Below are 24768 nucleotides of genomic sequence, written 5' to 3' on the forward strand. Positions count from 1 at the left end.
GGCTCCATTGCCGTCGAGCGATTGACCTCGTTGTCAATCGGATCCGATTTCATCCAAAATCAAATTCAGTATAAATCTTCCACTCTCGCCGTACAAGACATAAATCGATCAGAATTGATAATCTTCGCGTTACTTTGACTCCGCCGCTCCCCCGCACTTTTCCGTTCGTTCGGGCTCGACATGATACATGCGCATCGCAGAAGCATCGATCGTTACCGTTACCGAGACTTCCCTCGCAGCGAGCGGATGGGTGACTTCTTGCCCGCTCCGGCGCCGAATCCCGACCCGGAGCGTCCCCCTTTGCCCTGCTGACGATTTCCGCCCCCGCCGGAGGCGTCCGTCCGGCCGCCTTGCGGACCTCCGCGACCCCTGCCCCCGGGCTGGGTTTCCCCTCTGCCGACGCCTTGCGGTCCGCCGCGCACCCTGCCGCCGCTGCCGCCAGCGCCGCTGCGGCCCCGGCCGTGCTGCTCCTGCGGCCGGCCCTCCCGGCTCCGCTGCGGCTTACCGCCGCCCGGCGCCGGCGCTCCGCCGCCTCCGGCTCGGCTGCCGCGGCCGCCCTGCCGCGGACGCGCCCCGCGTTCCCCCGCCGCCTCAGCCGCAGCGGCTGCCGCGCCGCCTTGGCCCTCGGCACCCAGCCGCACCCGCTCCATCGCCATGCCGATGGCGTTCTCGATCGCGGCCAGCTCCGGCCGGTCCCTCGGCGCGACGAACGTGATCGCGAGCCCCGAAGCGCCGGCGCGGCCGGTCCGGCCAATCCGGTGGATGTAGCTGTCCACATCCTGCGGAATGTCATAGTTGTAGACGTGCGTAACGCCTTCCACGTCGAGCCCCCTCGCCGCGACGTCCGTCGCCACGAGCAGCTGCAGCTTCGCCTGGCGGAACCTCGTCATCACCTGCTCCCGCTTCGCCTGCGACAGATCGCCGTGCAGCTCGTCCGAGTTGTAGCCGAGGCTTTGCAGCGCCTCGTTGAGCGTGCTCGCCCGCCGCTTCGTGCGGCAGAAGATCATCGCCAGGAACGGCCGCTGCTCGTCGATCAGCTTGCGGAGCGCCGCCTGCTTCGCGCGGTCGGTCGTCTCCACGGCCCATTGGCGGATATCCTTGACCGTCACCTGCTTGCCTCTGACCGTCACTTCCTCCGGCTTGTCCATGATCCTCGCCGCCAGGTTACGCACGTTCGCGGGCATCGTGGCCGAGAACAGCAGCGTCTGCCGCCGGTACGGCACCGCGCGCAGAATCTCCTCGACCTCGTTCAGAAATCCCATGTGCAGCATTTGGTCGGCCTCGTCGAGCACCAGCATTTTCACGTGCGACAGCTCGATCGTCCCGCGCCGGAGATGGTCGAGCAGCCGCCCCGGCGTGCAGACGATGATGTGCATCGTCTTCTGCAGCTTGTGCAGCTGGGCCTCGACGTCTTGGCCGCCGTATACGGCCAGAACCCGGTAATCCGAGCCCGCGGTCAGCTTCTTCACTTCCTCCGTGATCTGGATCGCCAGCTCCCGCGTCGGACTGACGATCAGCCCTTGCACGTGCGGAGCTGACGGGTTCAGCCTCTCCAGCATCGGAAGCACGAAGGCCAGCGTCTTGCCCGTGCCCGTCTGCGCTTGCCCGATCACATCCCGCCCGGCCAGAACCGTCGGAATCGCCTGCTCCTGGATCGGCGTAGGCGCGGAGATGCCCATCCGGCGCAGCAGCGCCGCCCTTTCCTCGCCGATTCCCAACTCCTGAAAACTTGCCATATCAGCACCCCATCCGGTTATCGTTCGCGTTCTACCGCTTTCCCTATCGTACCATATTCAGGGAAGCTTTACCGATCGATGGCCTTGTCCCCCGGGTAGACGTCCAAGTCCCATCCGTCCCGCTTTCCCCTGAAATATGCAGAAACCCGCTCCCCGGATCTCCGGGCAAGCGGGTTCGTTCCACGCGTATGGATCCCTCGCGACGTATAAAGCCCTGCTGCATTCGACCATCCTAAATAGGAAGGAGGTGAACGCCGTCATGGCCAGAGACGTGCTTTGCGAGGTCAATTCCTGCAAATACTGGGCGCCGGGCAACGAGTGCCACGCCAAGTCGATTTACGTCGTCAACAACCGAAACAAACAAGCGACCGATTCCGCGGAAACGGACTGCAAAACGTTCGAACCCAAGCTTTAAGCCACCACGCAAGGCGGAAGCGTCCGACGCGCTTCCGTCTCTTATTGTAACCAAAGCTGAGAATGGTTATCACCGAAATCGCCAAAATTGGCAAACTTCCCGCTTCAAATCGTCGAGCAGCTTCTCCGACAGGTCGGGCCGGTCGAACGTGCGTCTCCGAAGGCAGTCCCCATTTCCCCAACACGACCTCTCGTTAAGCCGCCGCCCGCGCCTCGAACGTTGCCGCTTCCCCTTTGCCGAAAGCGAGAATCCCTCCGAAAAGGGCGAATACGACATGGATCGCCGGAAATACGTTAATCGTCGGAACCGCGATGCCGCCGATCAAGATGACGAGAACGACGAGCGTAAGAATGCCCAGCCATTTGGGGAAAATGCGGGCTTTGATCGTGGCGATCCCCAGCAGCAGGAGGCCGAGCAGGATGCCCGGAATAATCGGAATGAGCACGACGAGCGTAAGCGGGTATTGATCCACCATCAGGTTGTTGATTTGGTTGTTAACCACCTTCAGCGTCTCCGCGTCTTTTACGTGGTCGTAGATGATGGGGTAACCCAGAATTTGAAACGGACCGTGGAAAATTTCGAGAATCATCCCCATGAATAGAAGCGGAAATCCGATCCAGCCCCATTTTTTCAACCCCTCTCCCTGCCTCATATAGATGCCCGGCATCCCCATCAAGATCAGGATGGAGGCCCAAGCCAACAGCACATGCGTGTTAACGGCCGTGGAAAGGAAGCCGGGAATCTCCTCCAGCGTAGCCGGCGTATCCCCGATGTGCAGCAACTGCCCCGTGACCCCCATTGCGCCCCCGATCAGCAGCGTCCATCCCGCGAATTTCAAATATCCCTTCGGTAATGCAATCATTACTTACTCCTCCTCGTGGAATCATTCCGCGTTCTTGCCCTCCCATCATAGCCCGGCGGGCATTCCCAACAGGTAGAGGACACGACTCCCAAGGACCGGGAAATCGGTTCGGGAAATGCAGCGGGACGGCGAATCCGGCGTTTACGGTCCGTTTCCGCGGCTGTTATACTTTGACCAGGGAGGGAAGCTCGTGAAAATCGCGCGCCTTATCGCGGGACTCGTCTGTTTGTGCGGCATCGTCCTGTTCGTCATATCGGTTCCGATTTTTTACGTGGAATTGCGGGACCATTGCGTCGGCTTGGCAGAATGCACAGCCTTCTACGATACGGCTCCCACCCCGGAATGGCTGCGGGCGCACGGCATGACGACGGTGGCATTCGCTTCCGCGTACACCGCTCTCTATACCTTGTTCGGATTGGTCTACATCTCCGTGGGCGTTTTGATTTTCCGCTATAAATCCAAGGAATTCGTCGGCCTCATGGCCGCCGTCGCCCTGGTAACGCAAGGGTACATGTTCGCATCGCTGCCGATGTACCTGCTCAAGACCCATCCCTCCGTCGCCCTCTTGATCCAGATTGTCCAAGTTTTCTCTTTCGCCTCGCTGATGACACTGTATTACGTATTTCCGAACGGCCGCTTCGACCCGCGATGGACGAGGTACGTCCTGCTCTTCATCCTTATTCCCGGCACCCTGCGTACCTTATTCCCCGATACCGTGCTCGACTTGCAATTTTGGGGCCGCAATCTGTTTCTCGCCTGGACGATGTGCTGGATGGTCAGTCTGCTGGCCGTGCAAATCTACCGTTACCGCAAGGTTCTGAACCCGGTCGAGAAGCAGCAAGCCAAATGGGCGTTCTTCGGCATGTTCACGGGCATCGTATTTCTGCTTAGCATTACGCTCGTCTTCGTTTTCAAAGCCGATGCGTTGAACCGAAATCCTCTGCTGATGTTTTCCATGGACGCGCTGCTCGATTTCGGCATGATGCTCATTCCCGTCACCCTTTTGATCGCCCTGCTCAAACGGAGGCTGTGGGACATCGACGCGCTCGTAAACCGTGCGCTCGTCTACGGCGCGCTCAGTCTCTTCGTCATTGCCGTCTATGTCGTGGGGGTGTGGTACGTCGGCACGGTGTTCCGCTCCGCTTCCAATCTCATCTCGTCCTTGATCGCGACCGGGCTGATCGCCGTGCTGTTCGCTCCCTTGAAAGAATTTCTGCAGCGCCGGGTGAACCGGCTGATCTACGGACACAACGAAGATCCGCTATCCGTGCTCGGTACGCTAGGCCGCCGGTTGGAAAACCCGTTGTCCCCCCAAGAGTCGCTGAAAGTCGTCGTCCGGACCGTCAAGGAAGCGCTGAAGCTTCCGTATGCAGGGCTGTCGATCGCAAGGGACGGCGAACTGCTCACCATAGCGGAGGACGGCACGCCGCCGGAAGGCGAGCCGGTTCGGCTGCCGCTCGTGCATCGTGGCGAGAAGCTGGGCGAGCTGCTGGCGGCTCCCCGGTCGCCGGGCGAGTCGTTCACGGCGTCCGACCGCCGCTTCCTCGACATGCTCGTGCGGCAAGCCGGCGCCGTCGTCCAGAGCGCCACGGCGTCGCTGGATTTGATCCGCGCGGCCGAGGACCTGCGCGAGTCCCGCGAGCGACTCGTCCTCGCGCGGGAAGAGGAACGCCGGCGGCTGCGCGGCAACCTGCACGACGACCTGGCGCCGAGGCTGGCGGCGCTCGCGTTCACCGCATCGGCGGCCGAGACGCTGCTCGAATCCGATCCGGCCCGGACCAAGACGATTCTGGCCGAGCTTCAGACGGTTATCCGCTCCTCCGTCGCGGACATCCGACGGCTCGTCCACGATCTGCGCCCGCCTTCCCTGGACGAACTGGGCTTGGTCGGGGCGATCCGGGAGCGGATCCACGATTTGACCCGCCCCCTCGCCCAACGGAGCGGAGAAGCCGGAAGCAGCGCGACGGAGTTCCGGCTAAGCGCGCCGGACGCCCTGCCCGCTCTCCCGGCCGCGGTGGAAGTGGCGGCGTTCCGGATCGTGACGGAAGCGATGGTGAACGTCGTCCGCCATTCCGGCGCCTCGAGTTGCGAAGTCCGCATCTCGTACGACCGCGAGCCGGAACGCGCTCTGACGCTCGAGGTCGCCGACGACGGGGGAGGGGTTGGCGACCGGCGCCGCAGCCTGCCGGGACCCGGAGGCATCGGCCTTCAATCGATGCGGGAGAGAGCGGAAGAGCTCGGCGGCTGGTTCCGCATTGAGAACGCGGAGCCTTCCGGAACTCGGGTGTCAGCGCGATTGCCCTTGCCCGCGGAGGCGGTTCCCGGGGGTTTGGAAGCGGGGGCGGAAATCGGAGAGAGCGGCGGAAACGGAAAAACCGCGGAAAGGAGTGAAAGCGCATGAATCCGCTTCGGATCGTCATCGTGGACGACCATCCTTTGTTTCGCCACGGCGTCAAGACGCTGTTCTCGACCACGCCGGATCTCGAAGTGGTCGGGGAAGCCGGAAACGGGGAAGAAGCCTTGATCCTGGCGGATCGATTGTTGCCGGACGTCATGTTGATGGACGTCCGGATGCCGGGCGCGAGCGGCGTGGATATTACCCGCCGGATTACGGCCAAATTCCCGTCCATCCGCATCCTGATCCTGACCATGTTCGAGGACGACGCCTCCGTCTTCACCGCCATGCGCAGCGGAGCCAAAGGCTACGTGCTTAAGGACGCGGATAAGGATGAGCTGCTGAGAGCCATTCGGGCGGTGGGCAACGGGGAGGCGATCTTCAGCCCCGGCATCGCCTCGCGCATGATCGAATATTTCGCCATGTCCCGGCCCGCCGCGAGCGAGGAGGTATTTCCGGAGCTCAGCACGCGCGAGCGGGAAGTGCTGTATTTGATGACCGAGGGATTGTCCAACGCCGCCATCGCTTCCAAGCTGGAGATCAGCGGCAAGACGGTGGCCAACTACATCACGAACATCCTGAACAAGCTGCAGGTGCAGGACCGCCAGGAAGCGATGCGCCTTGCCCGGGAAACCCGCAAAGACATCCAGCCTCTGGATCGGATACAATAAAGGCAAGTACTTGAATCGGCCTCGGAAGGAGCGATGGGGATTGAATTGGTTCGCATCCGTCGCGGACGAGAAAATCCGCGAATCCATCCTGAAGGGAGAGTTCGACGACCTCCCCGGCAGAGGAAAGCCGCTGCCGCCCGACGATATGGAGGGCGTGCCGGAAGAGCTGCGCGCCGGTTTCAAGCTGCTGAAGAACGCCGGCGTGCTGCCGGAGGAGATGCAGCTGCGCAAGGACATGGTCACGCTGGGCGACCTTCTCGCCGCGTGCCGCGACGACGGGGAGCGCGCGCAGCTCCAGCGGGAGCTGTCCGCCAAGAAGCTGCGCTACCAGGCGCTGATGTCGGACCGGGGCTGGCACGCAATCGGAGCCTTCACCGAGTACGAGCAGCAGATCCAGGAGAAGTTGATGAGGGAACGCGCGGATCGGAACTAGCAATCAATAAAAAAGAGGCAGGGAGAAAATCTCCTTGCCTCGTTTTTGCTTCCTTCTTTAATTATAAATCTTCAGGTCATCGATATTCAGCCTTGCGCCGGCGGTTCCGGAAACGACAATCCGGAAACGGACGCTCGCGCTTTCGTTAACGGTGACGGTTTGTTCCGTCAGGGAGGTGCCGCTGCTGATGGAGCCGGTTACGTCCACCCACGTGCTGCCGTTGTCCACGGATTTCTGCAGCTTCCATGCGGCGCCGGTATCGCTTCCGAAGAGGGCATGGGACACTTTGACGGTTTTGGCTCCGGCCGCGTTGAAGCTCATGGCGATAGATCCCGGCGCTCTGATTCGGGCGGACATGGTGCCGTTTTTCTTGTCCGTGCTGAGGTTGCCGAGCAGCGCGTTGTCGAAATACCAGCTGCCCGACGACAGCGTTACGCTGCCGGCGGCATAAGCGGTTTTGCTGCCGCTCTCGAAGGATTCGCTGACTATCAGCGTGGAAGCGGTAACGGTATGGGCTCCCAAGTAGGTAAAGGTATCGACGGCATACGAATCCCACTGCGAGGAGGCGTAGGAAGCGGAACCTGCCGTTACCGAGCTTTTGCGGACCATGGTTTTATCCGTGCCGAATGCAGTGCCCGCGGTGCCGATTACGTCGACTGCGCTGCCGTTAAGGTTCAGGGTGACGGAATCATCGCCGTTAAATACGAGGTTGTCCGTCAGCAGGTCGGCTTTGGACGTAATGCCGGAGGCCGCGCTGGAATGGGCGACCACATACGCGTCTCCGCTAGCCAGCGTGCCGCTAAGGCTGATGGAGGAGGTCGAATTCGACTGGCTAAGCGTGTAACCGGCTAGATTTACGGCAGCGCCGGTGCCGTTGTAAATTTCGATCGCCTTGTTGTAGCTGCTGCCTTCGACATATTCGGAGATGAATACGCCGCTTGTGCCTGAACCGCCGCCGCCACCGGTGCTGTCGTAACCGTAAGAGCCCGGCTTAAAGGTAGACGGGTCCCACCACTTGTAGCCTGCGGCCGGTGCCGCCCAAGGCTCGGGCTGCGGCTCGGTGGACGAAGCCGGATCCTCCATGGCCAGAAGCGGCGTCGGCTGGTCCAGCTGCAGCCCGCTGACCTGGGATAAGGAGGTATACGTCTCTTTGACGGACAGCCAGTCGATCATGTTGACCAGCAGAGTCGAGTCGTTCTGCTCCTTGAAGCCGTCATAGGTCTTCTTGGAAGCTCCCGTTTCTTCACGCAGGTACTTGGGTGTCGCATCTTCTACCGGTGAAGAGTCGCCGATAAAACCCGCTTTCCCCTGGCCGACCTTCGAAACGGCCGCGTAAGGGCCCTCCGCGACGCCTCCGCCGGCGTAAACGCCCTGGTCTACCGCGTTCGCCCATTTCGTTGTGGTCGCAGGGAGATAGACGATGCCTTTCGCTTTGTTGGGGTCGAGAATGGCGAGCGTCGAACCGGCGTGCATCGCGACGGTGCTGACGCCGGCGGTGATGCCGAAGGCCTGGCTTGCCGGTACGATATTGTTGGCCGTCACGTCGCCAATGGCATTGTAGCGGAAGCGGACGCCGAAGTTGGCGGCTAACCAATCGGAGCTGACGATGTCCTGCATGGCCGCGGAATTCCTTTCCTCGGCGCTCATCCCCTTGGCGGGATCCGTCCAGGCCCCCCGCCGATAGCCGTTGAACACCTCCGAGGAATCCCAACGGTTCTTGTTGCGGTCCGCATTATAGTGGTCGGCGATGAAGAAAATGCTCCCGCCGTTTTGCGCGTATTGGAGAAGAGCAGCCTGTTCCGACGATTTATACGGTATATTCGCTTCCCCGATCACGACGACGTCATATCCGGACAGATCGGCGTACGTAATCGGGGCCGCCTTGCGAAGTTCCTTGACGTAATACCCTTTGTTCGCCAGCGCCGTCGCGAAGTCGGAGAACGCGCCGTCGATTACCCAGTCTGCCGCGCCGGCGGTTTGGCCGTGGGTGTTGTCGAACAGAATTTTTTTGCCGTTCGGGGTTCCGGAGGGTTGAAGCTCGGGGGCCGGATCATTCGGTCCTTCCGCGTAAGTCGAAGGGGCATACCCGAAACTTCCCCAAACGGTGCTGACGGCAATCGAGAATGAGAGCAGCAGGCGGGACCAAGTCTTCCTGGATTTCATTAATTCATCTCCTCACGATTATGATTTGGTCTACCAAGGCGATTCTAGCAAACGGAATATAGATCTGGTACTAGTTTTTGGTAAATGGAATGTAAATCGGAAATCCAACATCCGTTTCTCAACCGCCTTAGCGTCGGAATCGTACGGGCGAGGAGTTCCCACATGGCAGCATGTTTGTCTGAAAAAAATTCCGATGCTCTTCGAGTGTCCTTTCGGACGGATAGACGTATTATCGAGGTGGTTCAGGAAATGAAAAATGGCCGGTCCCCCGCACGATACGGGTGAACCGGCCTTCTTCGTTTACACCGCGACTTCGATGCCTCCCAGCTGCAGCTGGTACATGGCGTGGTATTTGCCCCCGAGCTGCATCAGCTCGTCGTGGTTGCCGCGCTCCACGATTTTGCCCCGATCGAGCACGAGGATCTGGTCCGCCGAGCGGATCGTCGACAGCCGGTGGGCGATGACGAACGTCGTACGGCCGCGTTTGAGCACGTCGAGCGCCCGCTGAATGATCGCTTCGGTCTCGGTGTCGATGCTCGCCGTGGCTTCGTCCAGGATCAGGATCGCGGGATCGAACGCGAGCGCCCGGGCGAACGAGATCAGCTGGCGCTGCCCCGCGGACAGCGTGCTGCCCTTCTCGATCACCGGCTCGTCGATCCCGTTCGGCAACTGCATGAACATATCGTAAGCGCCGACGTCCTTCAGCGCCTGCTCCACCCTCTCCCGGGTGATCGACGGATCGCCCAGGCTGACGTTCGAAGCGATCGTTCCCGTGAACAGGAAAGGATCCTGAAGCACGATGCCCATGTGCTGGCGCAGCTCCTGCTTCGGAATGTCGCGGACGTCCATGCCGTCGATCGAAATCGTTCCCCGCTCCACGTCGTAGAACCGGAAGAGCAGGTTCAGGATCGAGCTCTTGCCCGAGCCGGTATGGCCGACGAGCGCCACCGTCTCCCCCTGGCGGGCGCCGAACGTGATGTTCTTGAGCACGTCCTCGCCTTCCTTATAGGCGAACGATACGTTCTCGAACCGGACGTCCCCGCGGTAACGCGGCAATCGGCCTTCGGATACGTCAACGCCTTCCTGGTCCAGCAGCTCGAACACCCGCTCCGCGGACACCCGCGCCGTCTCCAGGTTGGCCAGCTGATTCACGATCCCGACGACCGGCTGCATCATCCGGCCGATATAGTCGATGAAAGCGTACAGCATGCCGACTGTCATCGCCGCGCCCAGCCAATCCTTCGCGAACATCCACAGGGCGATCAGGAAAAACAGGTTCCGGAACACGTTGACCAGGTTGTGAGACATGATGGAGTTCAGCCTCAGCAGCTTGTTTCGGTAGTTGAGGTAATCCTTGTTCAGCTCCTCGAACTCGTTCTCCGTCTGCTTCTCCCTCCGGAACGCCTGAATGATCGGCATGCCCTGGATGGATTCGTTGATGATCGCGTTGATGTCGCTGAGCCGCGAACGGATCACGTGGTTGTATTTCGCCGCGAATTTGCGGTAAACGACGATCCAGTAGTACAGGAGCGGCGCGACGGGCAGCGAGATGACCGCCAGCCTCCAGTCCAACAGGAACAGCGCGCCCAGAATGGCGGCGATGAAGATCACGCCCGAGAAGAAGTTCGCGAGCACGTTCACGTAAAGCTCCCGGATGGCTTCCGTATCGTTCGTCACCCGGGCGACCACTTTGCCCGCCGGCAGGTTGTCGAAGTACCGGACCGGAAGCCGCTGGATGTGCGCGAACACGTCGTTGCGCATCCGGTGGATGATCCGGTTCGCGGACACCTGCAGCAAATACCGCTGCCCATAGGCGAGTACCGAACCCGCCACCAGGAATCCGAAATACGTCAGCGCCAGCGAGAGCAAGCCGCGGAATTCCGGCTGGTAGAACCCGTAAATCTCCCCGCCGGTCAGCTTCACGGCCGGGAACGTAACCGGGCTGCCTTCCGAAGGGGTCACCTTCAGCATTCCGTTCTCGACCGCCATCGTTCCGGTCACCGGCACCGCGTCTTTCACGAAATAGTAAGACCTTCCCACCTGCAGCACGCGGGCCGCTGCGCCCTGCGGCTCGCCTGCCGCGAAACGGTCTTCCCGCTTATACCGGGTTCCGTCGTACGGGACGCTGAACCGGTCTTGACTCTGCGTCTCGTGCCATACCTTCTGGATCCCCATAATGTGGTCGTCGATCATCCGCTTCGCGTAGACCGGTCCGACCAGCTCGGCGCTGACCGCCAGCGCCAAGAGCAGAAGCGCCGCCAGAATCGGCTTTTTGTACAGGAGGGCATATCGAAACAATCGTTTTCCTGTTGTATTCATCTTCTCTCACCCACATTCCCCATTCGCTTAAGCATTCAATACTTCCGACAGCTGCTGGCGTTCGTACTGTTCTTTGTACCATCCGCCCAGCTCCAGCAGCTGCTCATGCGTTCCTTCCTCCGCGATCCGGCCTTCGTCCAGCACGAGAATCCAATCCGCGTGCTGGACGGCGGACAGCCGGTGCGTCGTGATGATCGTCGTTTTGCCGGCGCGTTCGCGGCGCACGCCCTCCAGGATTTCGACCTCGGTTTTCGCGTCCACCGCGGACAGAGCATCGTCCAGCATCAGGATCTCCGGATCGGCGATCACCGCCCGGGCGATGCTGACCCGCTGCTTCTGGCCGCCCGACAGCGCCACGCCTTTCTCCCCGACCAGCGTCTCGAGGCCGTCCGGCAGGAACGCCACGTCCTTGCGGAACGAGGCCAGCTCCAGCGCCCGGTTCAACCTCTCCTCGGTAAACTCGCGGTCCCCGTTGCCGAACCGGATGTTCTCCCGGATCGTCTTGCTGAACAGCACCGGCTGCTGGGGTACGTACCCGAGCCACCCCCGAATCCGTTCCAGCGGGATTTCGCCGAGCGGCGTTCCGGAGACGGCGATGCTGCCGTTACCGAGCGGATATTCCCGAAGCAGCTGGCGCAGAACCGTCGTCTTGCCGCTGCCGGTCCGCCCGACGATGCCCAGCGTCTGCCCGCGTTTGATCGTGAACGAGATGTCCACCAGATTATCGATCGAAGAGGACGGATACCGGAACGTTACCCGGTCGAACGCGATTTCTTCCGGCACCTCGACATCCGTCAGCTTCGCGGCATCCGCCACGTCCGGCTTCACGCCGAGCGTCTCGTGGATCCGGTCGAGCGAGGCGTTGCCCCGCTGCATGATGTTGATCAGCTCGCCGATGGCGAACATCGGCCAGATCAGCATGCCGAGGAACATGTTGAAGGAAACCAGCTCCCCGAGCGTAATCTCGTTTCGATAGACCAGAGTGGCACCGTAGACCAGGCCGATCAAATAGCTGAGGCCTACCAGGATTTTGATCGACGGTTCGAACAAGGAATCGATTTGCGCCACCTGTACGTTCTTCTGCAGCACTTCGTCCGTCTTGGCGCGGAAACGGGCTTTGTCGGCTTTCTCCTGCACGAACGCCCGCACCACGCGGACCCCCGACACCGACTCCAGCACTTGGTCATTCAGCTCCCCGAAGGAGTCCTGGGCTTTCATGAAACGCTTGTGGATCATCGATCCGAAATATTTCAGCACGACCGCGATAACCGGCAGCGGGATCATGGCGGCAAGTGTCAGCTTCCAGCTGATCGTGCCTGCCATGACGATAAGCAGCGTAGCCATGAACAGAGTGGAATCGATCAACGTCAGGATGCCGAATCCCGCGGTATTCGATATCGCGCCCAAATCGTTCGTGGCCCGCGCCATCAAGTCTCCCGTCCGATTGCGCTCATAGAAGGTCGGCGTCATTTTCAGAAAATGCTTCATGAGCTGCGACCGCATCATCCGCTCCAGGATGAACGAGCCTCCGAACAGCTGGTACAGCCAGATGAGCGTAAGCCCGTAGCTCGCGGCGGTGATGGCGAACCAATAAAGCACCACCTCGGTCCATTCGCCTGCGGTAAGCGTCCCTTCCCGGATCCCGTCGATCGTGTACTCGATCAGCTTCGGCGGCAGGATGTCGATGACCCCTACGATGCCGAGCAGAATGACGGCCGACGTATACCTCTTCCAGTGCAAGCGGAAAAACCAACTCAATTTCTTTAAAACGTCAAACATGCTCTCTCTACCCCTCTCCCGGGCGCAAAACTCATATATATTGCTGAACGTGGAAAAAAATGAAAGGCGTACCGCCCGCAAGCGATACGCCTTTCGCCGGGAACCGTGCCGCAGCACGGTCCGCGAATGTTCCCTGTGGAACGAAAAAGGCGCATGGTTACGGTCACGTAACCACACGCCTCCACGCCGTCTTCAGAACGAGCCGTTCTTAAGCCGCCGTGTGCTCCGCGCGAGGGTTACGTCCAACGAAACGGCCGAAGCCGCCAGCCAACAACATCATCGGCACAATCATGATCGTATGGTTCCGCATGGGACGTAACCCCCTTTCCGTTCATCAAGTATATGTGTCACTTTAGCATCCGGTTTCGGCGACTGTCAACCTTTCCCTTGAAAATTTATTGAATTTTTTACTTTGGGCTTGTCCGAAAATCCTGACAAAGATTCCCGCTTCACTGACCGTCTCTGTCAGCGAAACCGGTTTATACTCAATTCGAAAGACCACAAAGATCCAATGGGAGGATACGAAGCATGTTCAGGAAAATCGGCGATTTCGCCGCGGAATGGAACCGGGAATCCGCCATTACCTTGCGCGTTCTGGAGGCGCTCACTGACGAATCCTTGAAGAGGGAAATCGTGCCCGGGCGCCGGACGTTAGGCCGGCTCGCCTGGCACTTGGTGGAGTCGCTGCATTATATGACCGCGCTGGGGCTTACCTTCGAGGCACCGGCAGAAGGCCGGGAAGTTCCCGCTTCGGCTGCCGCCATCGCGGACCGGTATCGCCGGATCAGCGCCGCCCTGCTGGACGCGGTGATTGCGCAATGGAGCGACGAATCGCTTGCGGAAACGCAGACGGTCATGGGCGAGCCTTACGAGAACGGAAGATCGCTCAGCTTCACCCTTGCGCATCAAGCCCACCACCGCGGACAAATGACCGTTCTGATGCGGCAAGCCGGCGTGCGCCTGCCCGATCTTTACGGTCCCACGTACGAGTCCTGGATCGAGAAGGGAATGGAACCGCTCGCGTAGGTTCGCTATGATGGGGATATCAGGAAAACCATTCAAGCATCGATCAGGGAGGGTATCGGTTTTGGACAAGTTCGGGTTCATCGGCAAATTCAAAACGGTTCCGGGCAGCAAGGATGCGCTCGTCGGGATTTTGCTGGAAGCGGCGGAAGGGGCGGAGGCGATAGAGGGCTGCGAGCAGTACATCATCCACGTCTCGGATGAGGAACCGGATGCCGTATGGGTGACGGAGATTTGGCGCGACAAGGATTCGCACGCCGCATCCCTGCAGCTGCCGGAGACCGCCGCGCTTATCGGCAAGGCTAAGCCATTGATCGCCGGCGTGGAGAGTACCCGGCTGCGCTCTTTGGGAGGCAAGGGATTTCCGGCTGACGGATAATGAGCAGAAGGCACCAGAACGCCATCCGCTGCTCAGCTTGAAGTCACTACAACGCTCGAACACGGTACTTCAGACCAAATAACGTCTCCAGAAGTCACTACAGCGCTCCAACACGGTACTTTAGACCAAATAACGTCTCCGGAAATCACTGCAGCGCTCGAACACGGTACTTCGGACCAAATAACGTCTCCAGAAGTCACTACAGCGCTCGAACACGGTTCTTTAGACCAAATAACGTCTCCGGAAGTCACTGCAGCGCTCGAACACGGTACTTCGGACCATATAACGTCTCCGGAAGTCACTGGGACAAGTATGGGATGCACCTTCTGCCTGATCCATTCTTTATCGTTTGCAACCGAACGGCCGCCTGGCTATGAAGCCGGCGGCCGTTCTTGTCCAAGGCAATATTCGATTACAAAACCAACACTTCCGCCGGCCCGTCGCACCAATCGCAGCGCGCGGGCGGCGTCCATTCCGAGAACGACGTCGTCTGCAAATTCACCAAGTCGGGGGCGTCTTCGTATTCGTCAACGAATTTGTCGATCGCCAGCTCCACGTGTTCCCGGCATACGCAATACATAAGCTGTTATGTTCCTTTCCTCAGGCGCCGGCCTATTCCTCTTTGTCTTTCTCCGTCAGCGTCAGCTTAAGCTCCTCTTTTTTGCCGTCCCGATAGTAGGTCACGGTAAGAGAATCCCCGATTTTTTTCTCGTTATACAAGTACTTGCGCAAATCGAGCGTGCCCTTGATCGGCTTGCCGTCGAGCTCCGTGATGATGTCGTTCAGCCGAAGACCCGCCTCCTTAGCGGGTCCGACGGCTTCCAGCACGAGCGCGCCGTCCTTCACCCCTTCCGGCACGACCGGACCGCCCTTGGAACCGTCTTCGCCGTGACCGGAATCGGTGCCGGATTCGGAATCCTTCGCGGAATCGTCCGATCCGGAGCCGACGGGATTGTCGAGATACACGGACAAATCCATCGAGAATACGCCCATGTAGGGCCGAAGCACTTTGCCGTTCTTCATCAGCTGCTCTACCACGGGCATGACCGCGTCGATCGGAATCGCGAACCCGATCCCTTCCACGCCGGTGTCGGCGATCTTCATGCTGTTGATGCCGATGACGCTGCCATTCAGGTCGGCCAGCACGCCCCCGCTGTTCCCTTGGTTGATGGCGGCGGTCGTCTGGATCACTTCCTGCTCCCAATCATAGATTCCGTCCTGATTGAGAGAGACCGGCACGATCCGGTGCAGGAAGGAGACGATTCCGTTCGTCACCGAATCGCCGAAGCCGAGCGGGTTGCCGACGGCGATGACCATCTCCCCGACCCTCAGCTTGTCGGATTCGCCGATTTCGGCCACCTTGTCGATGCCTTTGGCATCGACGGACAGAACCGCCAGATCGCTGATCGTATCCTGACCCACGATCCTGGCTTCTTTCTTGGTACCGTCCATCAGGACCGCCTGCACTTCGGCGGCATCCGTGACGACGTGAGCGTTCGTAATGATAAACGCCTTGCCGTCCTTCTTCTCGAAGATGACGCCCGAACCCAAGCTGGCGTTCTCCGGCACCTCGTTGTCATGCGCGCTTCCGCCGTCCTTTTCAGACGCATGATCTTTCGCTTCCCGGGTGATGTTGATGATGCTGACGACCGTCGGCCGAATCTTCTCGGATGCCGTGATGATCCGCTCGGATGTTTCCACCAGCGATTGGCCGCCCGCCATCGCGGGTCTGGCGGCGGGCGATTCCTCCCTGTTCCCCACGATGAGCATGAACAGCAGCACCACCGCAAGCGCGCTGACGAGCGAGGAGGCGACCGCCACGCGGAGCGTCGACATCGAGCGGAAGCCCCTCCCGCCCCCGAATCCGGCCTGTCCGTAACGCTTCGTGCCGCGCCTTGTTTTCGTGGAATAAAAATCGTCGTCGAACAGGCTCAACGTCATTACACCCTCTTTCACTCGGATTCTCTCTCGATCTCGCGGAAAAACAGGAATGTTTTCAAAGGTTGTGACTAAAATACTAATAGAATCGCCTGCGGTAAGCAAGCGGACAAGCTCGCAAATCCTTATGTAAAGAAAGGAAGAATCGCTCATGCAGAACGCATCGTACGACTGGCATTACCTCGACCTCGCCTCCCGTCTCGGAGACATGAAGGACGATCAGTACCGTCAGCTTCTGGCGCTCAGCACGCTCATCGAGCTGCTGGTGGACAAGGGCATCCTCACGCCGGAGGAGATCCGAGCCAAATCGTCGTACATGGAAGCCGAGCTGAACCGCCAGCTGTTGCTCTAGCGCCAATCCGCCGCTTCAAGCCTTCACGAGATCCCACTCGGTCGGGCGGTCGGGATGCGTTTCGCACAAGGCGAACTCATGCCTGTGATAGAAAAAACCGTTGTCTTCTAATACTGTATTCACCGTCAGTTTGGCTAAATCCATGAGATTGTGCTGCAGGCTGAGATGGGCCAAATAGACCCTCCGGGTCGTCCCGTTCAACAGCCTGCACAGCGCTTCCCCCGCGGCTTCGTTCGACAAATGGCCGGTGTCTCCGAGAATGCGCCGCTTGATGTTCCATGGGTACCTGCCCATTCTCAGCATCTCGATGTCATGGTTCGATTCCAGCACGAGCACGTCGGAGTCCCGAAGCTTCTCCATCACTTTGTCGCTCATGTAGCCCATGTCGGTCGCCAGGCTCAGCTTGGCTCCGCCCGACCGGAAGCAATAGCCGACCGGCTCCGCCGCGTCGTGCGAGATCGCGTAGGATTCGATCCGCAGGTCGAACAGCTCCATCGCGCTGTCCGAGTCCAGCACTTTGCGCTGATGGTCGGGCAGCTCCCCGACGTGCTTATGCATCGCGGCCCACGTCTTCTCGTTCGCGTAAACCGGAAGCTCGAATTTCCGCGCGAACGCCCCGAGTCCCTTGATGTGGTCGGAGTGCTCGTGCGTGACGAACACCGCGTCCAGATCGCTTCCCGCGACGCCGCGCTGCTGCATCAATTCTTCTATCTTCTTGCCGCTCAGCCCCGCATCGACGAGCACCGTCGCCGCATCCGAAGATACGACGGTCGCGTTGCCCGTAGAGCCGCTGGCCAGCACCGTGAAACGAAGGCCCATGGCGGTTTCCTTTCCCTCTCCCGTGTTGCGCGTTAGTCTGTTGTCGATGATGATCCCGCCTGAGTTGCCGGCTTGGACGCCTCCCCTTTGCCGGTCGTTACCTCCGCGCTGATGGCGTGTACATAGTACACTTCGCCATTTTCCAGCAAAACCCTCCAATAAGGCGCCGAAACTTGCATTTCCGCATCGGGAAAAATTTGGCCGTGGTAGCCCAGCCGGATGTCCTTGATGACGGAGCCCGCCGGCAAATAGTTCTCGATCACGACGGCCACCGCTTTGGAAGCCGGAAGCACCTGCTGCGCCTCGGCGTCGTCCGAAGAGAGCGTCTGGACGATGTCCTGCCGGTAAGCCTGGATCTTCTGCTCGCTGTTGTACAGCTCCAAATGAATGTCGAACATCGGGAACCCGTCGATCATCCGGTTGAGCACGAATACGCCTTCCCGGCTTCCCGGGTCGTCGTACGCATATTTCCCGAGCTCCGGAATGACGCCGCCGAGCGCGTCCTCCAATTCCTGCGGCGAGAACACGATCCGCGCCTCCGGCGGAGAGGGGAGCGGAACGCGCTCCTTCGCGCCGGCCGCCGGCTCCTTGAGCTTGAAGAACAGATCGCGCATGGCCGGCGTCTCCGTCGGAAGCGTGGCGCCGATCCGGATTCCTTTGGCCTGCATGACCTGGCGCGTCTCGGCGGGAAGGGACGTCCAGTCGACGGACGCGTTCACCTGCGCCCGCCATTCCGTCCACAGCTGGTAGCCGAGCAGCGCGTTCAGCATGAGAAAGGCGAGGATCAGCACGCTTTTCGCCCGTCTCCAGTCCATCCCTATCCCTCCTTAGGCCTTCGATCCAATTCCGTTACGGCGCGGCGGACGACTCCGCCACGATCTGAAGGGTACCGTCCGCCAGTCGTACGGCCCATACGGGTCGGAGCGTAATCGCGTCCTTCTCCAGCGACGGGCGGTAAGCCGGGAAGAGCGACACGGCTTTGGAAGCCAAGCCGGCCCCTGCGATCAGGGCGCGGAGCGTGTCGCCGCCCGGCAGCAGCCGCCCCTTGCGGTTCTTCGGCGTATCGCCCAGGATGATCAGCGACCGGTCATACGAGGTCACGGTCCCTTGCTGAAGCTGAAGCTGCATGTAGCCGAACGTCAAATTCCGGCCCGGCAGAACCGGAACCTTGCCGTAATATTGCTGAAACCGGAGGACGCTGCCCGTATCCGCTTCCCCGGAGAGGGTCAGGCGGTACTGACCGTTCCAACCGCCATGCTGGTTGACGAACCGAACCGCGCCGGTCACGTTGTCGACCAGATCGGTTTGGCTCTCGGGCGGAGCCACGGGATCGGTATAAGACATCCAGCCGCCGTTCTCCCCGACCTTGAGCGCCCGCCTGCCGTCCGTATAGATGAGGTTGCCGTCCTTGCGTTCCTGGATCGCCCGGGTCGTGCCCGGATCGAAAAACAGGTTGCGCTGCATCTGCTCGGTCGTATACCGGGTGATCGGCACCTGCATCTCGTTCAACCAGTTGTACGGCTTCTCCGGTACGTACAGCTCTCCGTCCGTCGTCCGATAAGGCGTCCAGTATTGGCCGAACCCCACGTTCGTCGCCACGTCCCCGACCGTCAGATCCGCGCGGAGCGACTCGTACACGTTGCTTCCGTCGGCGCTGAAGAAGAACGTGCGCACCTCTTCGCTGTCCTTCCGGACGAAAATCCAGATCCGGTCGATCGAATCGCCGGAGAACAGGAAGTCGGTTTCGATTTTGAAGCCGCCTTCCCCCTGGCCTTGCAGCAGCTTAAACGGGATCGGCCGGCCGAACCGCAGCTCGAGGCCCAAATCATCGCGCCGCACCTGGTCCCAGTCGACCGTGTCGGCGGCGCTGCGTTCGAATCCCTTGAAGTCCCGGCCCTTCAGCTTCGTCAGAATCAAATCGTAATAAGGCGCGTTGTCCGGATAGAACACCGTATGCTTGTCTTCGCCCATGTGGAGAATGATCTGTTCCGGAAAAATGAGCTGCTCCACTTTCTGTTCCGGCCCCAGCGGCTCCGTCGACACGTAATCCTGATTGGACCGGACTTTGGCTTCCATGCTCGGCATGCTGTAAGCGAGAAAATAGCTCTGCACCAGACTGAGCGCCACCAGCAACCCGAGAAGCACGGATTTGGCCTTCTCCATCATGCCGGCTCACTTCCTTCCTGCACGATCGGGAGCGTGACGGTCACGGCGGTGCCGGCGCCGGACTCGGATTCGATCGAGATCGCGCCGCCGTGGGCCCGGACGATTTCCCGGGCAATCGACAAGCCGAGACCCGTGCCGCCCATGTTGCGCGAGCGGGCCTTGTCCACGCGATAGAAGCGGTCGAAAATCCGCTCCAGGTCCTTCTTGGGAATCCCGATGCCCGTGTCCTTCACGACGACGCAGAGCTGCCCGGCCGGATTGCAGAAGGCGGAGAGCTTGATCGTCCCTCCGTCGAGCGTATATTTCACCGCGTTGGACACGAGGTTATCCAACACTTGATCGATGCCGTCCCGGTCCAGCCAAACCGGCTGCAGATCGGGACTTGCTTGCACCGTGGCGGTGATCGCTTTCTGACGCAGCTGGAACGAGAACCGGTCGACCACTTCGTCCAGCATCTCGTTCATGTTGATCTTCTCTCGCCTGAGCTGGAGACGCCGGGAATCGAACCGCGACAGATGAAGCAGGTCGCTGACCAAGCGGATCATCCGCTCCGTTTCGTTCCGGATGACGCCGACGAACCGCCGCGCCAAATCCCGCTCCTCCATAGCGCCGTCATCCAGGGCTTCGGCGTAGCTCTTGATCGTCGTCAGCGGCGTGCGCAGCTCGTGCGAGACGTTCGCCACGAACTCCCGCCGGGACTGCTCGAGCTTCTCCGCTTCCGTGATGTCGTGCAGCACGGCGATCGCGCCCGCCACGCCCTTGTCCCGCCGGCGGATCGGCGTCAAGGTGACGCGCACGATCATCTCGTCCCCGCCATCCTCCGCCTCCCGGCGAAGCAGCAGCCACGACTCCTTGCCTTCCAGCGTCTCGGCGATCGGCCCTTTATCCACGTTCAAGGCTTCGGACAACGTACGGCCCTCCCAGCCACCGGAGCCGAGCATGGCCTGGGCGCGCCGGTTGGCAATGATCACGCGTCCGAGCTCGTCCGTTGCCAATACCCCGTCGCTCATATTGGAAAGAACGGAGCTGAGCTTCTCCTTCTCCTCTTCGCCGAGCGCCAGCGCTTCGCTCAGGCGGTCGGTCATGTCGTTGAACGCGGCGCTCAGCTGCCCGATCTCGTCGGTGCCGAACACCGGCACGCGCTGGTCGAAGCGTCCCTCGGCCACGGCCGTCACCTGGCGGGTAAGCGCCTTGATCGGCGCGGTAATCGTGCCGGCCAGCAGAACGCCGAGCACGGCGGTCAGGCCGAGGGCGATCAGGATCGCCGAGACGAAAATCCGGTTGATCCGCTCCACCGTCTGGTACAGGTCTTTCATCGAAGCGGTAATGTAGACGGCGCCGACGACTTTGCCCTCGTTGATCACGGGCTTGGCGATGATCTTCTTCCGTTCGTTCTGATCGTCGATGATTTCTTCCTCGTTGTCGGGAATACGCTGAAGGGCGCGGCTGACGAGCAGGGACGTGTTTTTGCGGCCGATGATCGAGGGATCCGTCGATTTGGACGTCGTGAGCACTCGGCCGCCCGCGTCGAGCACCTGGATTTCGGCGCCGCTGAAGGTGGACAAGCTGCCCGCGAGCGCCTTGAGCTCTTCCCCGGCGTCCTGGCGGGCGCCTCCGCTCTTGTCCTGCTCGGCGAGCGCCGATGCCGACAAGCTCGTCAGCAGGTTCACCTGGTTGTTGAGCGTAGTGGTGAACGATTCGATGAGCGAGCTCTTCATCGCGCTGATGAAATACACCCCGATCAGCTGCACCGCGATCAGGATCAGCATCAGCACCATCAGGATGAGCTTGGCCTGAATGCTTCGGAACACCCGAAGGTATTTCATCCCAGCAGCCCGCCCGACGTCCGGGGATTGCGCATCAAGTACCCGAGCCCGCGGCGGGTCATGATGATGTCCGGCCGGCTCGGGTCATCCTCGATCTTCTCGCGGAGCCGGCGGATCGTGACGTCGACCGTGCGGACGTCGCCGAAATATTCGAAGCCCCAGACCGCCTGCAGCAGGTGCTCCCGCGTCATGACCTTGCCGCTGTTGCGGGCCAGGTAATGCAGCAGCTCGAACTCCCGGTGGGTCAGGTCCAGCGGCTGTCCGTTTTTGTATACTACGTACATGTCCGTATCGATGAACAGGTTGAACAGCTTCAGCCCTTGCGGTTCCGCCGCCTCTTGCTGCGCATTGTCGTCGCTCCCGCGGGGCGACTCGAGGTTGCGCTGGCGCCGCAGATGGGCCTTCACCCGCGCGAGCAGCTCGCGCGTGCCGAACGGCTTCGTCACGTAATCGTCGGCGCCCAGCTCGAGGCCGAGCACCTTGTCGATCTCCGTGTCCTTGGCCGTCAGCATGATGATCGGCGTGGACAGACGCGTCCGCACCTCGCGGCAGACGTCCATTCCGTCCTTGACCGGCAGCATCAGGTCGAGGAGGATCAGGTCCGGGTCCTCCTCGAAGGCGAGCCGCACCGCCGCTTCCCCGTCGAAAGCGCAGACGACCTCGTAGCCTTCTTTTTCCAGATTGAATTTCAGAATATCCGCGATCGGCCGCTCATCGTCCACGACCAGAATTTTACCCGGCATGCGTGCACCGCCTCCTTGCTCCGGAAGCTATTCGAATATCTCTATCTTACCATATCAGGATAGCCGGGAGAACGGCGGGAAATAATCTCCTGCGCTCTCCCGCCGGAAGGAAGAAGGCTTTCTCCCGCGGGGAAGAAAGCCTTCTCGAAGCGTCTTATAGATAACTCAAAGGATTCTTGAGCTTGCCGTCCAGATGGATTTCGAAATGCAAATGAGTGCCGGTGGAATGTCCTGTGCTGCCCATGATGCCGATCGTGTCGCCCTTCTCCACGATCTGGCCCTTCTTCACTTTCAAGCTCTTCATATGGCCGTACACGGTCTTAAAGCCGTTCTTGTGATCGATGATGATCATGTTGCCCAGGCCGCCGGACTTATAGCCCGCGAACTCGACAACCCCGTTGTCGGCGGCGAGAATGCTGCTCCGGCCGACGATGTCGATGCCGTTGTGCATCCGGCCCCACCGCATGCCCAGGTAGCTGGTGACCCGGTGGCCGATGACCGGCCAGGCGAACTTGCCGGTGCCTTCCCCCGCGATCACCTTGGTGCCTTTCAGGATGATCGTCGATACCGGCTTCTCCAACAGCGTCTCGGAGACGATTTCTTCCTCCAGCAGGCTGCCGTTCTTCTTGACGAGCCTGTACGTGACCCGTTTCTTGCCGTCGCGGCCTTGCCGGATCACCTTCGACTCGCCGGCCCGCATGTCCTCGCTCTTCCTGTACTCGATCGGGGCCTCCACCGTCTCGGTCTGCGTCACCTGCTCCTCCGAATGGACGTTAAGGACGGGCTTCAGCTCGGTTAAATCGAGAACGTCTCCGATGTGCAGCATGTCGTCCACGATCCACGGGTTGTTCCGGTAGATGAGCTCGGGAGACACATTGAACTTCTCGGCGATGCAGCCCAGGCAATCGCCTTCCTTGACCGTGTACTTCACCGCCGTCGGATTTCCCGTCACGAGCTGCTTGTAGAGCTTGTCGGGATCGGACAGGACGCCCCCCGTAAGCTTAACCTCCGCGAGATCCACCTTCTCGGCGAAATCGATCCGGGTCACCTTCCGCTCCGGAACGGCCGATGCCGGTTTGGAGCCGGCGGTCGCGGAGAGCACCTTGATTTGAGGAGCAGGTTTATTCGCCGTCGCCTGGACGGGGACGGCTTCCGGGACATATTTCTTTTTGACTTTCGCCAGGAGGGCTTCCGCCGCCTCCCGGTCGCGGACGACGCCGACGACTTTCCCGTTCACCTTGAGCTCCACGCCTACCGGATGGGTCGTCACTCGAGCCGCCAAAGCGGCCAGCGTGGCTTCGTCGTCCGGACTCGCTTTGTAAGCCCTTTCCAGTTGGTATGTAACTTGATCTTCATCCAACGCCTGCAGGACGGGGGTATCCGCTCCGTTCAGTTCGGCCGCTTTGGCTGCCAGCCATCGCTCGACCTTCGTTTTGTCGCTGATTTGCCCGACCGGCGTGCCCTTGACATACACTTGGAAATAGTCGTTCGTATGCGCTTCGACGTACTGCTGTCCGCCGATCGCCACGGCGCCTACGCCCAAGAGAGCAACCGCCGTTGCGGCGATCGGCTTGCGGTATTGCCGGATGAAACGGCTCTTTTTCGGATTAAGTGTCTGGTTAACAATCGTTATTCCTTTCAAGCAGTAAGACCGAACATGCCGGAGACTGCCCATTGCTGCGGCAGCTGCGCTCCGGATCCGGTCCGTTCCCCTGAAAACGGCCATGATCTTCTCCTTTACGCGCAAAATGATAGGACGAGATTTCGTTCCCGTTCGAGCCAAAACTTGTATCCTACTTTAGCATATGTCGAACGGCGCAGACAACCAAACAGACGTTTGTTGGAACGGAACTGGAAATAAGCCGCCTCGCGGGAGGCGGCTTCGCAAACGATCACGCTGCTTATCGATCGGGTCCTGTAGGCTGATCGGGCGGGGCTTCGGAGCCTTCGGGGGCTTCTTCGGGGCTCTCGGCTTTCAGCCGGAGCAGTTCCATGATTTGGCCGTATTCCGTTTCGGTCAAGGAAGGCTTGATCGCATCTCCGATTATCGTCAACTCTTCCTCCGTCAATCCGTCCTCCAAATATCCCGACAATCGCTCCAATTGCTCCGCGCTCAGCTTGGCCATCACCGTTCGGAGGAGCTGGCGCTGTTCCTCGGTCATGCCCAGAATGTTCGCGCCCCCGTTCTGAAAGACCGGGACGGAGCCGTCACCGTCCGAAGGGGACGGACTTCCGGACGCTTGCGAGTCCGGGGCGTCCGATTCCGGAGCCGGCGGGCTCGTGTGGGCGCCGTTTCGGGAGGCCGTATCGGTGTCCGTTTGAGAGTCGCTGCGGCTGTCCGGATTCGGGCTCCCGTCTTCACTCCCTTCCGGCAGGGCGGCGTTCCCGTTGTCATGCGCGGGTTCTGTAGAGGTCGATTCGGAAGAGGGAGACGGCGGCGCGGCATTATTCTCCTCGGGTTTGGCGGGCGGATTTGCGCCCCACAGCTTGCCCCAGACGCCGGACAAAGCGAACGGCTGCGTCTGAAGGGGCAGATCCAACTGCTTCAACAGAGATTCCATATAGCTGTTCACGATGTATCCGGTCGTCCATATGCTGAGAAAACTGAGGAGCAAGGCCGTCGACAGCGTGCGCGCCGCCCAGTTCAACCACCATTTCCACATGCGGCTGTCACCTGTTTCCATCTGATTTTCATAGTTTTCAGTATGGGCAAACCTCGATTCTTTTAACCTCTAAAACAAAAAAGCTC

Annotated in this window: 20 protein-coding genes and 1 pseudogene; 7 read left to right on the top strand and 14 right to left on the bottom strand. The window is 60.4% G+C overall.

Annotation, left to right across the window (positions count from 1 at the left end; genetic code table 11):
- Positions 1-218: 218 nt before the first annotated feature.
- A complete protein-coding gene (locus GE107_RS22270) occupies positions 219-1736 on the bottom strand; it encodes a DEAD/DEAH box helicase (RefSeq protein WP_219643256.1) in 1518 nt (505 codons plus the stop codon).
- A gap of 259 nt (positions 1737-1995) precedes the next feature.
- Here GE107_RS22270 and GE107_RS22275 point away from each other — a divergent pair, with 259 nt between their 5' ends.
- Positions 1996-2151 carry a DUF1540 domain-containing protein gene (locus GE107_RS22275; protein ID WP_219643260.1) on the top strand — a complete coding sequence of 52 codons (156 nt, stop codon included), beginning with the start codon at positions 1996-1998 and terminating at the stop codon, positions 2149-2151.
- Positions 2152-2344: 193 nt separating this feature from the next.
- On the opposite strand, the gene GE107_RS22280 is transcribed toward GE107_RS22275, so the two are convergent.
- A complete protein-coding gene (locus GE107_RS22280) occupies positions 2345-3013 on the bottom strand; it encodes a hypothetical protein (protein ID WP_219643263.1) in 669 nt (222 codons plus the stop codon).
- A gap of 190 nt (positions 3014-3203) precedes the next feature.
- Between GE107_RS22280 and GE107_RS27300 the strand changes: the two genes are divergently transcribed.
- The 3 genes from GE107_RS27300 to GE107_RS22295 are packed head-to-tail and all read left to right on the top strand — an operon-like array spanning position 3204 to position 6512.
- Positions 3204-5414, top strand: coding sequence for a GAF domain-containing sensor histidine kinase (locus GE107_RS27300; protein ID WP_219643266.1), 2211 nt, complete (start codon positions 3204-3206; stop codon positions 5412-5414).
- Positions 5411-6079: a response regulator gene (locus tag GE107_RS22290; protein ID WP_219643269.1), complete on the top strand. Its 669-nt coding sequence runs from the start codon at positions 5411-5413 to the stop codon at positions 6077-6079. Before GE107_RS27300 ends, GE107_RS22290 begins: the two co-directional genes overlap by 4 nt.
- 40 nt (positions 6080-6119) lie before the next feature.
- Entirely contained in the window at positions 6120-6512 is a 393-nt protein-coding gene (locus GE107_RS22295) for a DnaJ family domain-containing protein (RefSeq protein ID WP_219643272.1), read from the top strand.
- A gap of 669 nt (positions 6513-7181) precedes the next feature.
- Here GE107_RS22295 and GE107_RS22300 read toward each other — a convergent pair.
- From GE107_RS22300 to GE107_RS22310, 3 genes and pseudogenes are all read right to left on the bottom strand, one after another.
- Positions 7182-8675: pseudogene (locus tag GE107_RS22300) on the bottom strand (lamin tail domain-containing protein); the annotation flags it as partial.
- A 300-nt stretch (positions 8676-8975) separates the two neighbouring features.
- Entirely contained in the window at positions 8976-10994 is a 2019-nt protein-coding gene (locus GE107_RS22305) for an ABC transporter ATP-binding protein (protein ID WP_219643277.1), read from the bottom strand.
- A gap of 27 nt (positions 10995-11021) precedes the next feature.
- Positions 11022-12773 (bottom strand): ABC transporter ATP-binding protein, encoded by a 1752-nt coding sequence (locus tag GE107_RS22310; RefSeq protein WP_219643279.1) that lies wholly within the window; start codon positions 12771-12773, stop codon positions 11022-11024.
- A 528-nt stretch (positions 12774-13301) separates the two neighbouring features.
- Here GE107_RS22310 and GE107_RS22315 point away from each other — a divergent pair.
- Together GE107_RS22315 and GE107_RS22320 are read left to right on the top strand one after the other, a co-directional pair.
- Positions 13302-13799, top strand: a complete 498-nt coding sequence (locus GE107_RS22315) for a DinB family protein (protein ID WP_219643281.1) — start codon at positions 13302-13304, stop codon at positions 13797-13799.
- Positions 13800-13860: 61 nt separating this feature from the next.
- Positions 13861-14175 (top strand): putative quinol monooxygenase, encoded by a 315-nt coding sequence (locus tag GE107_RS22320; RefSeq protein WP_255570759.1) that lies wholly within the window; start codon positions 13861-13863, stop codon positions 14173-14175.
- Between the two features lie 412 nt (positions 14176-14587).
- Here the strand turns inward: GE107_RS22320 and GE107_RS22325 are convergent, their stop codons facing one another.
- Positions 14588-14755: a CxxH/CxxC protein gene (locus tag GE107_RS22325; protein ID WP_219643286.1), complete on the bottom strand. Its 168-nt coding sequence runs from the start codon at positions 14753-14755 to the stop codon at positions 14588-14590.
- A 32-nt stretch (positions 14756-14787) separates the two neighbouring features.
- Positions 14788-16110 (bottom strand): S1C family serine protease, encoded by a 1323-nt coding sequence (locus GE107_RS22330; protein WP_219643465.1) that lies wholly within the window; start codon positions 16108-16110, stop codon positions 14788-14790.
- Positions 16111-16264: 154 nt separating this feature from the next.
- On the opposite strand from GE107_RS22330, the gene GE107_RS22335 reads away from it, so the two are divergent.
- Positions 16265-16465 (top strand): hypothetical protein, encoded by a 201-nt coding sequence (locus GE107_RS22335; RefSeq protein ID WP_219643290.1) that lies wholly within the window; start codon positions 16265-16267, stop codon positions 16463-16465.
- A 15-nt stretch (positions 16466-16480) separates the two neighbouring features.
- On the opposite strand, the gene GE107_RS22340 is transcribed toward GE107_RS22335, so the two are convergent.
- From GE107_RS22340 to GE107_RS22370, 7 genes are all read right to left on the bottom strand, one after another.
- Positions 16481-17284, bottom strand: a complete 804-nt coding sequence (locus GE107_RS22340; RefSeq protein WP_219643293.1) for an MBL fold metallo-hydrolase — start codon at positions 17282-17284, stop codon at positions 16481-16483.
- Positions 17285-17316: 32 nt separating this feature from the next.
- Positions 17317-18099, bottom strand: a complete 783-nt coding sequence (yycI, locus tag GE107_RS22345; protein ID WP_219643296.1) for a two-component system regulatory protein YycI — start codon at positions 18097-18099, stop codon at positions 17317-17319.
- A gap of 34 nt (positions 18100-18133) precedes the next feature.
- Positions 18134-19450, bottom strand: coding sequence for a two-component system activity regulator YycH (gene yycH, locus GE107_RS22350; RefSeq protein ID WP_219643300.1), 1317 nt, complete (start codon positions 19448-19450; stop codon positions 18134-18136).
- Positions 19447-21276: a cell wall metabolism sensor histidine kinase WalK gene (gene walK / locus GE107_RS22355; RefSeq protein ID WP_219643304.1), complete on the bottom strand. Its 1830-nt coding sequence runs from the start codon at positions 21274-21276 to the stop codon at positions 19447-19449. The genes yycH and walK overlap by 4 nt, the downstream gene beginning before the upstream one ends.
- On the bottom strand, positions 21273-22019 hold the full coding sequence (gene yycF, locus GE107_RS22360; RefSeq protein WP_219643307.1) for a response regulator YycF: 747 nt from the start codon (positions 22017-22019) through the stop codon (positions 21273-21275). Before yycF ends, walK begins: the two co-directional genes overlap by 4 nt.
- A 154-nt stretch (positions 22020-22173) precedes the next feature.
- Complete coding sequence (locus GE107_RS22365; protein WP_219643311.1) at positions 22174-23745, bottom strand: M23 family metallopeptidase; 1572 nt, start codon at positions 23743-23745, stop codon at positions 22174-22176.
- Positions 23746-23920: 175 nt separating this feature from the next.
- Entirely contained in the window at positions 23921-24682 is a 762-nt protein-coding gene (locus GE107_RS22370) for a hypothetical protein (protein WP_219643313.1), read from the bottom strand.
- Between the last annotated feature and the right edge of the window lie 86 nt (positions 24683-24768).

This window comes from Cohnella sp. CFH 77786 (assembly GCF_019400745.1).
Lineage (GTDB): Bacteria > Bacillota > Bacilli > Paenibacillales > Paenibacillaceae > Cohnella.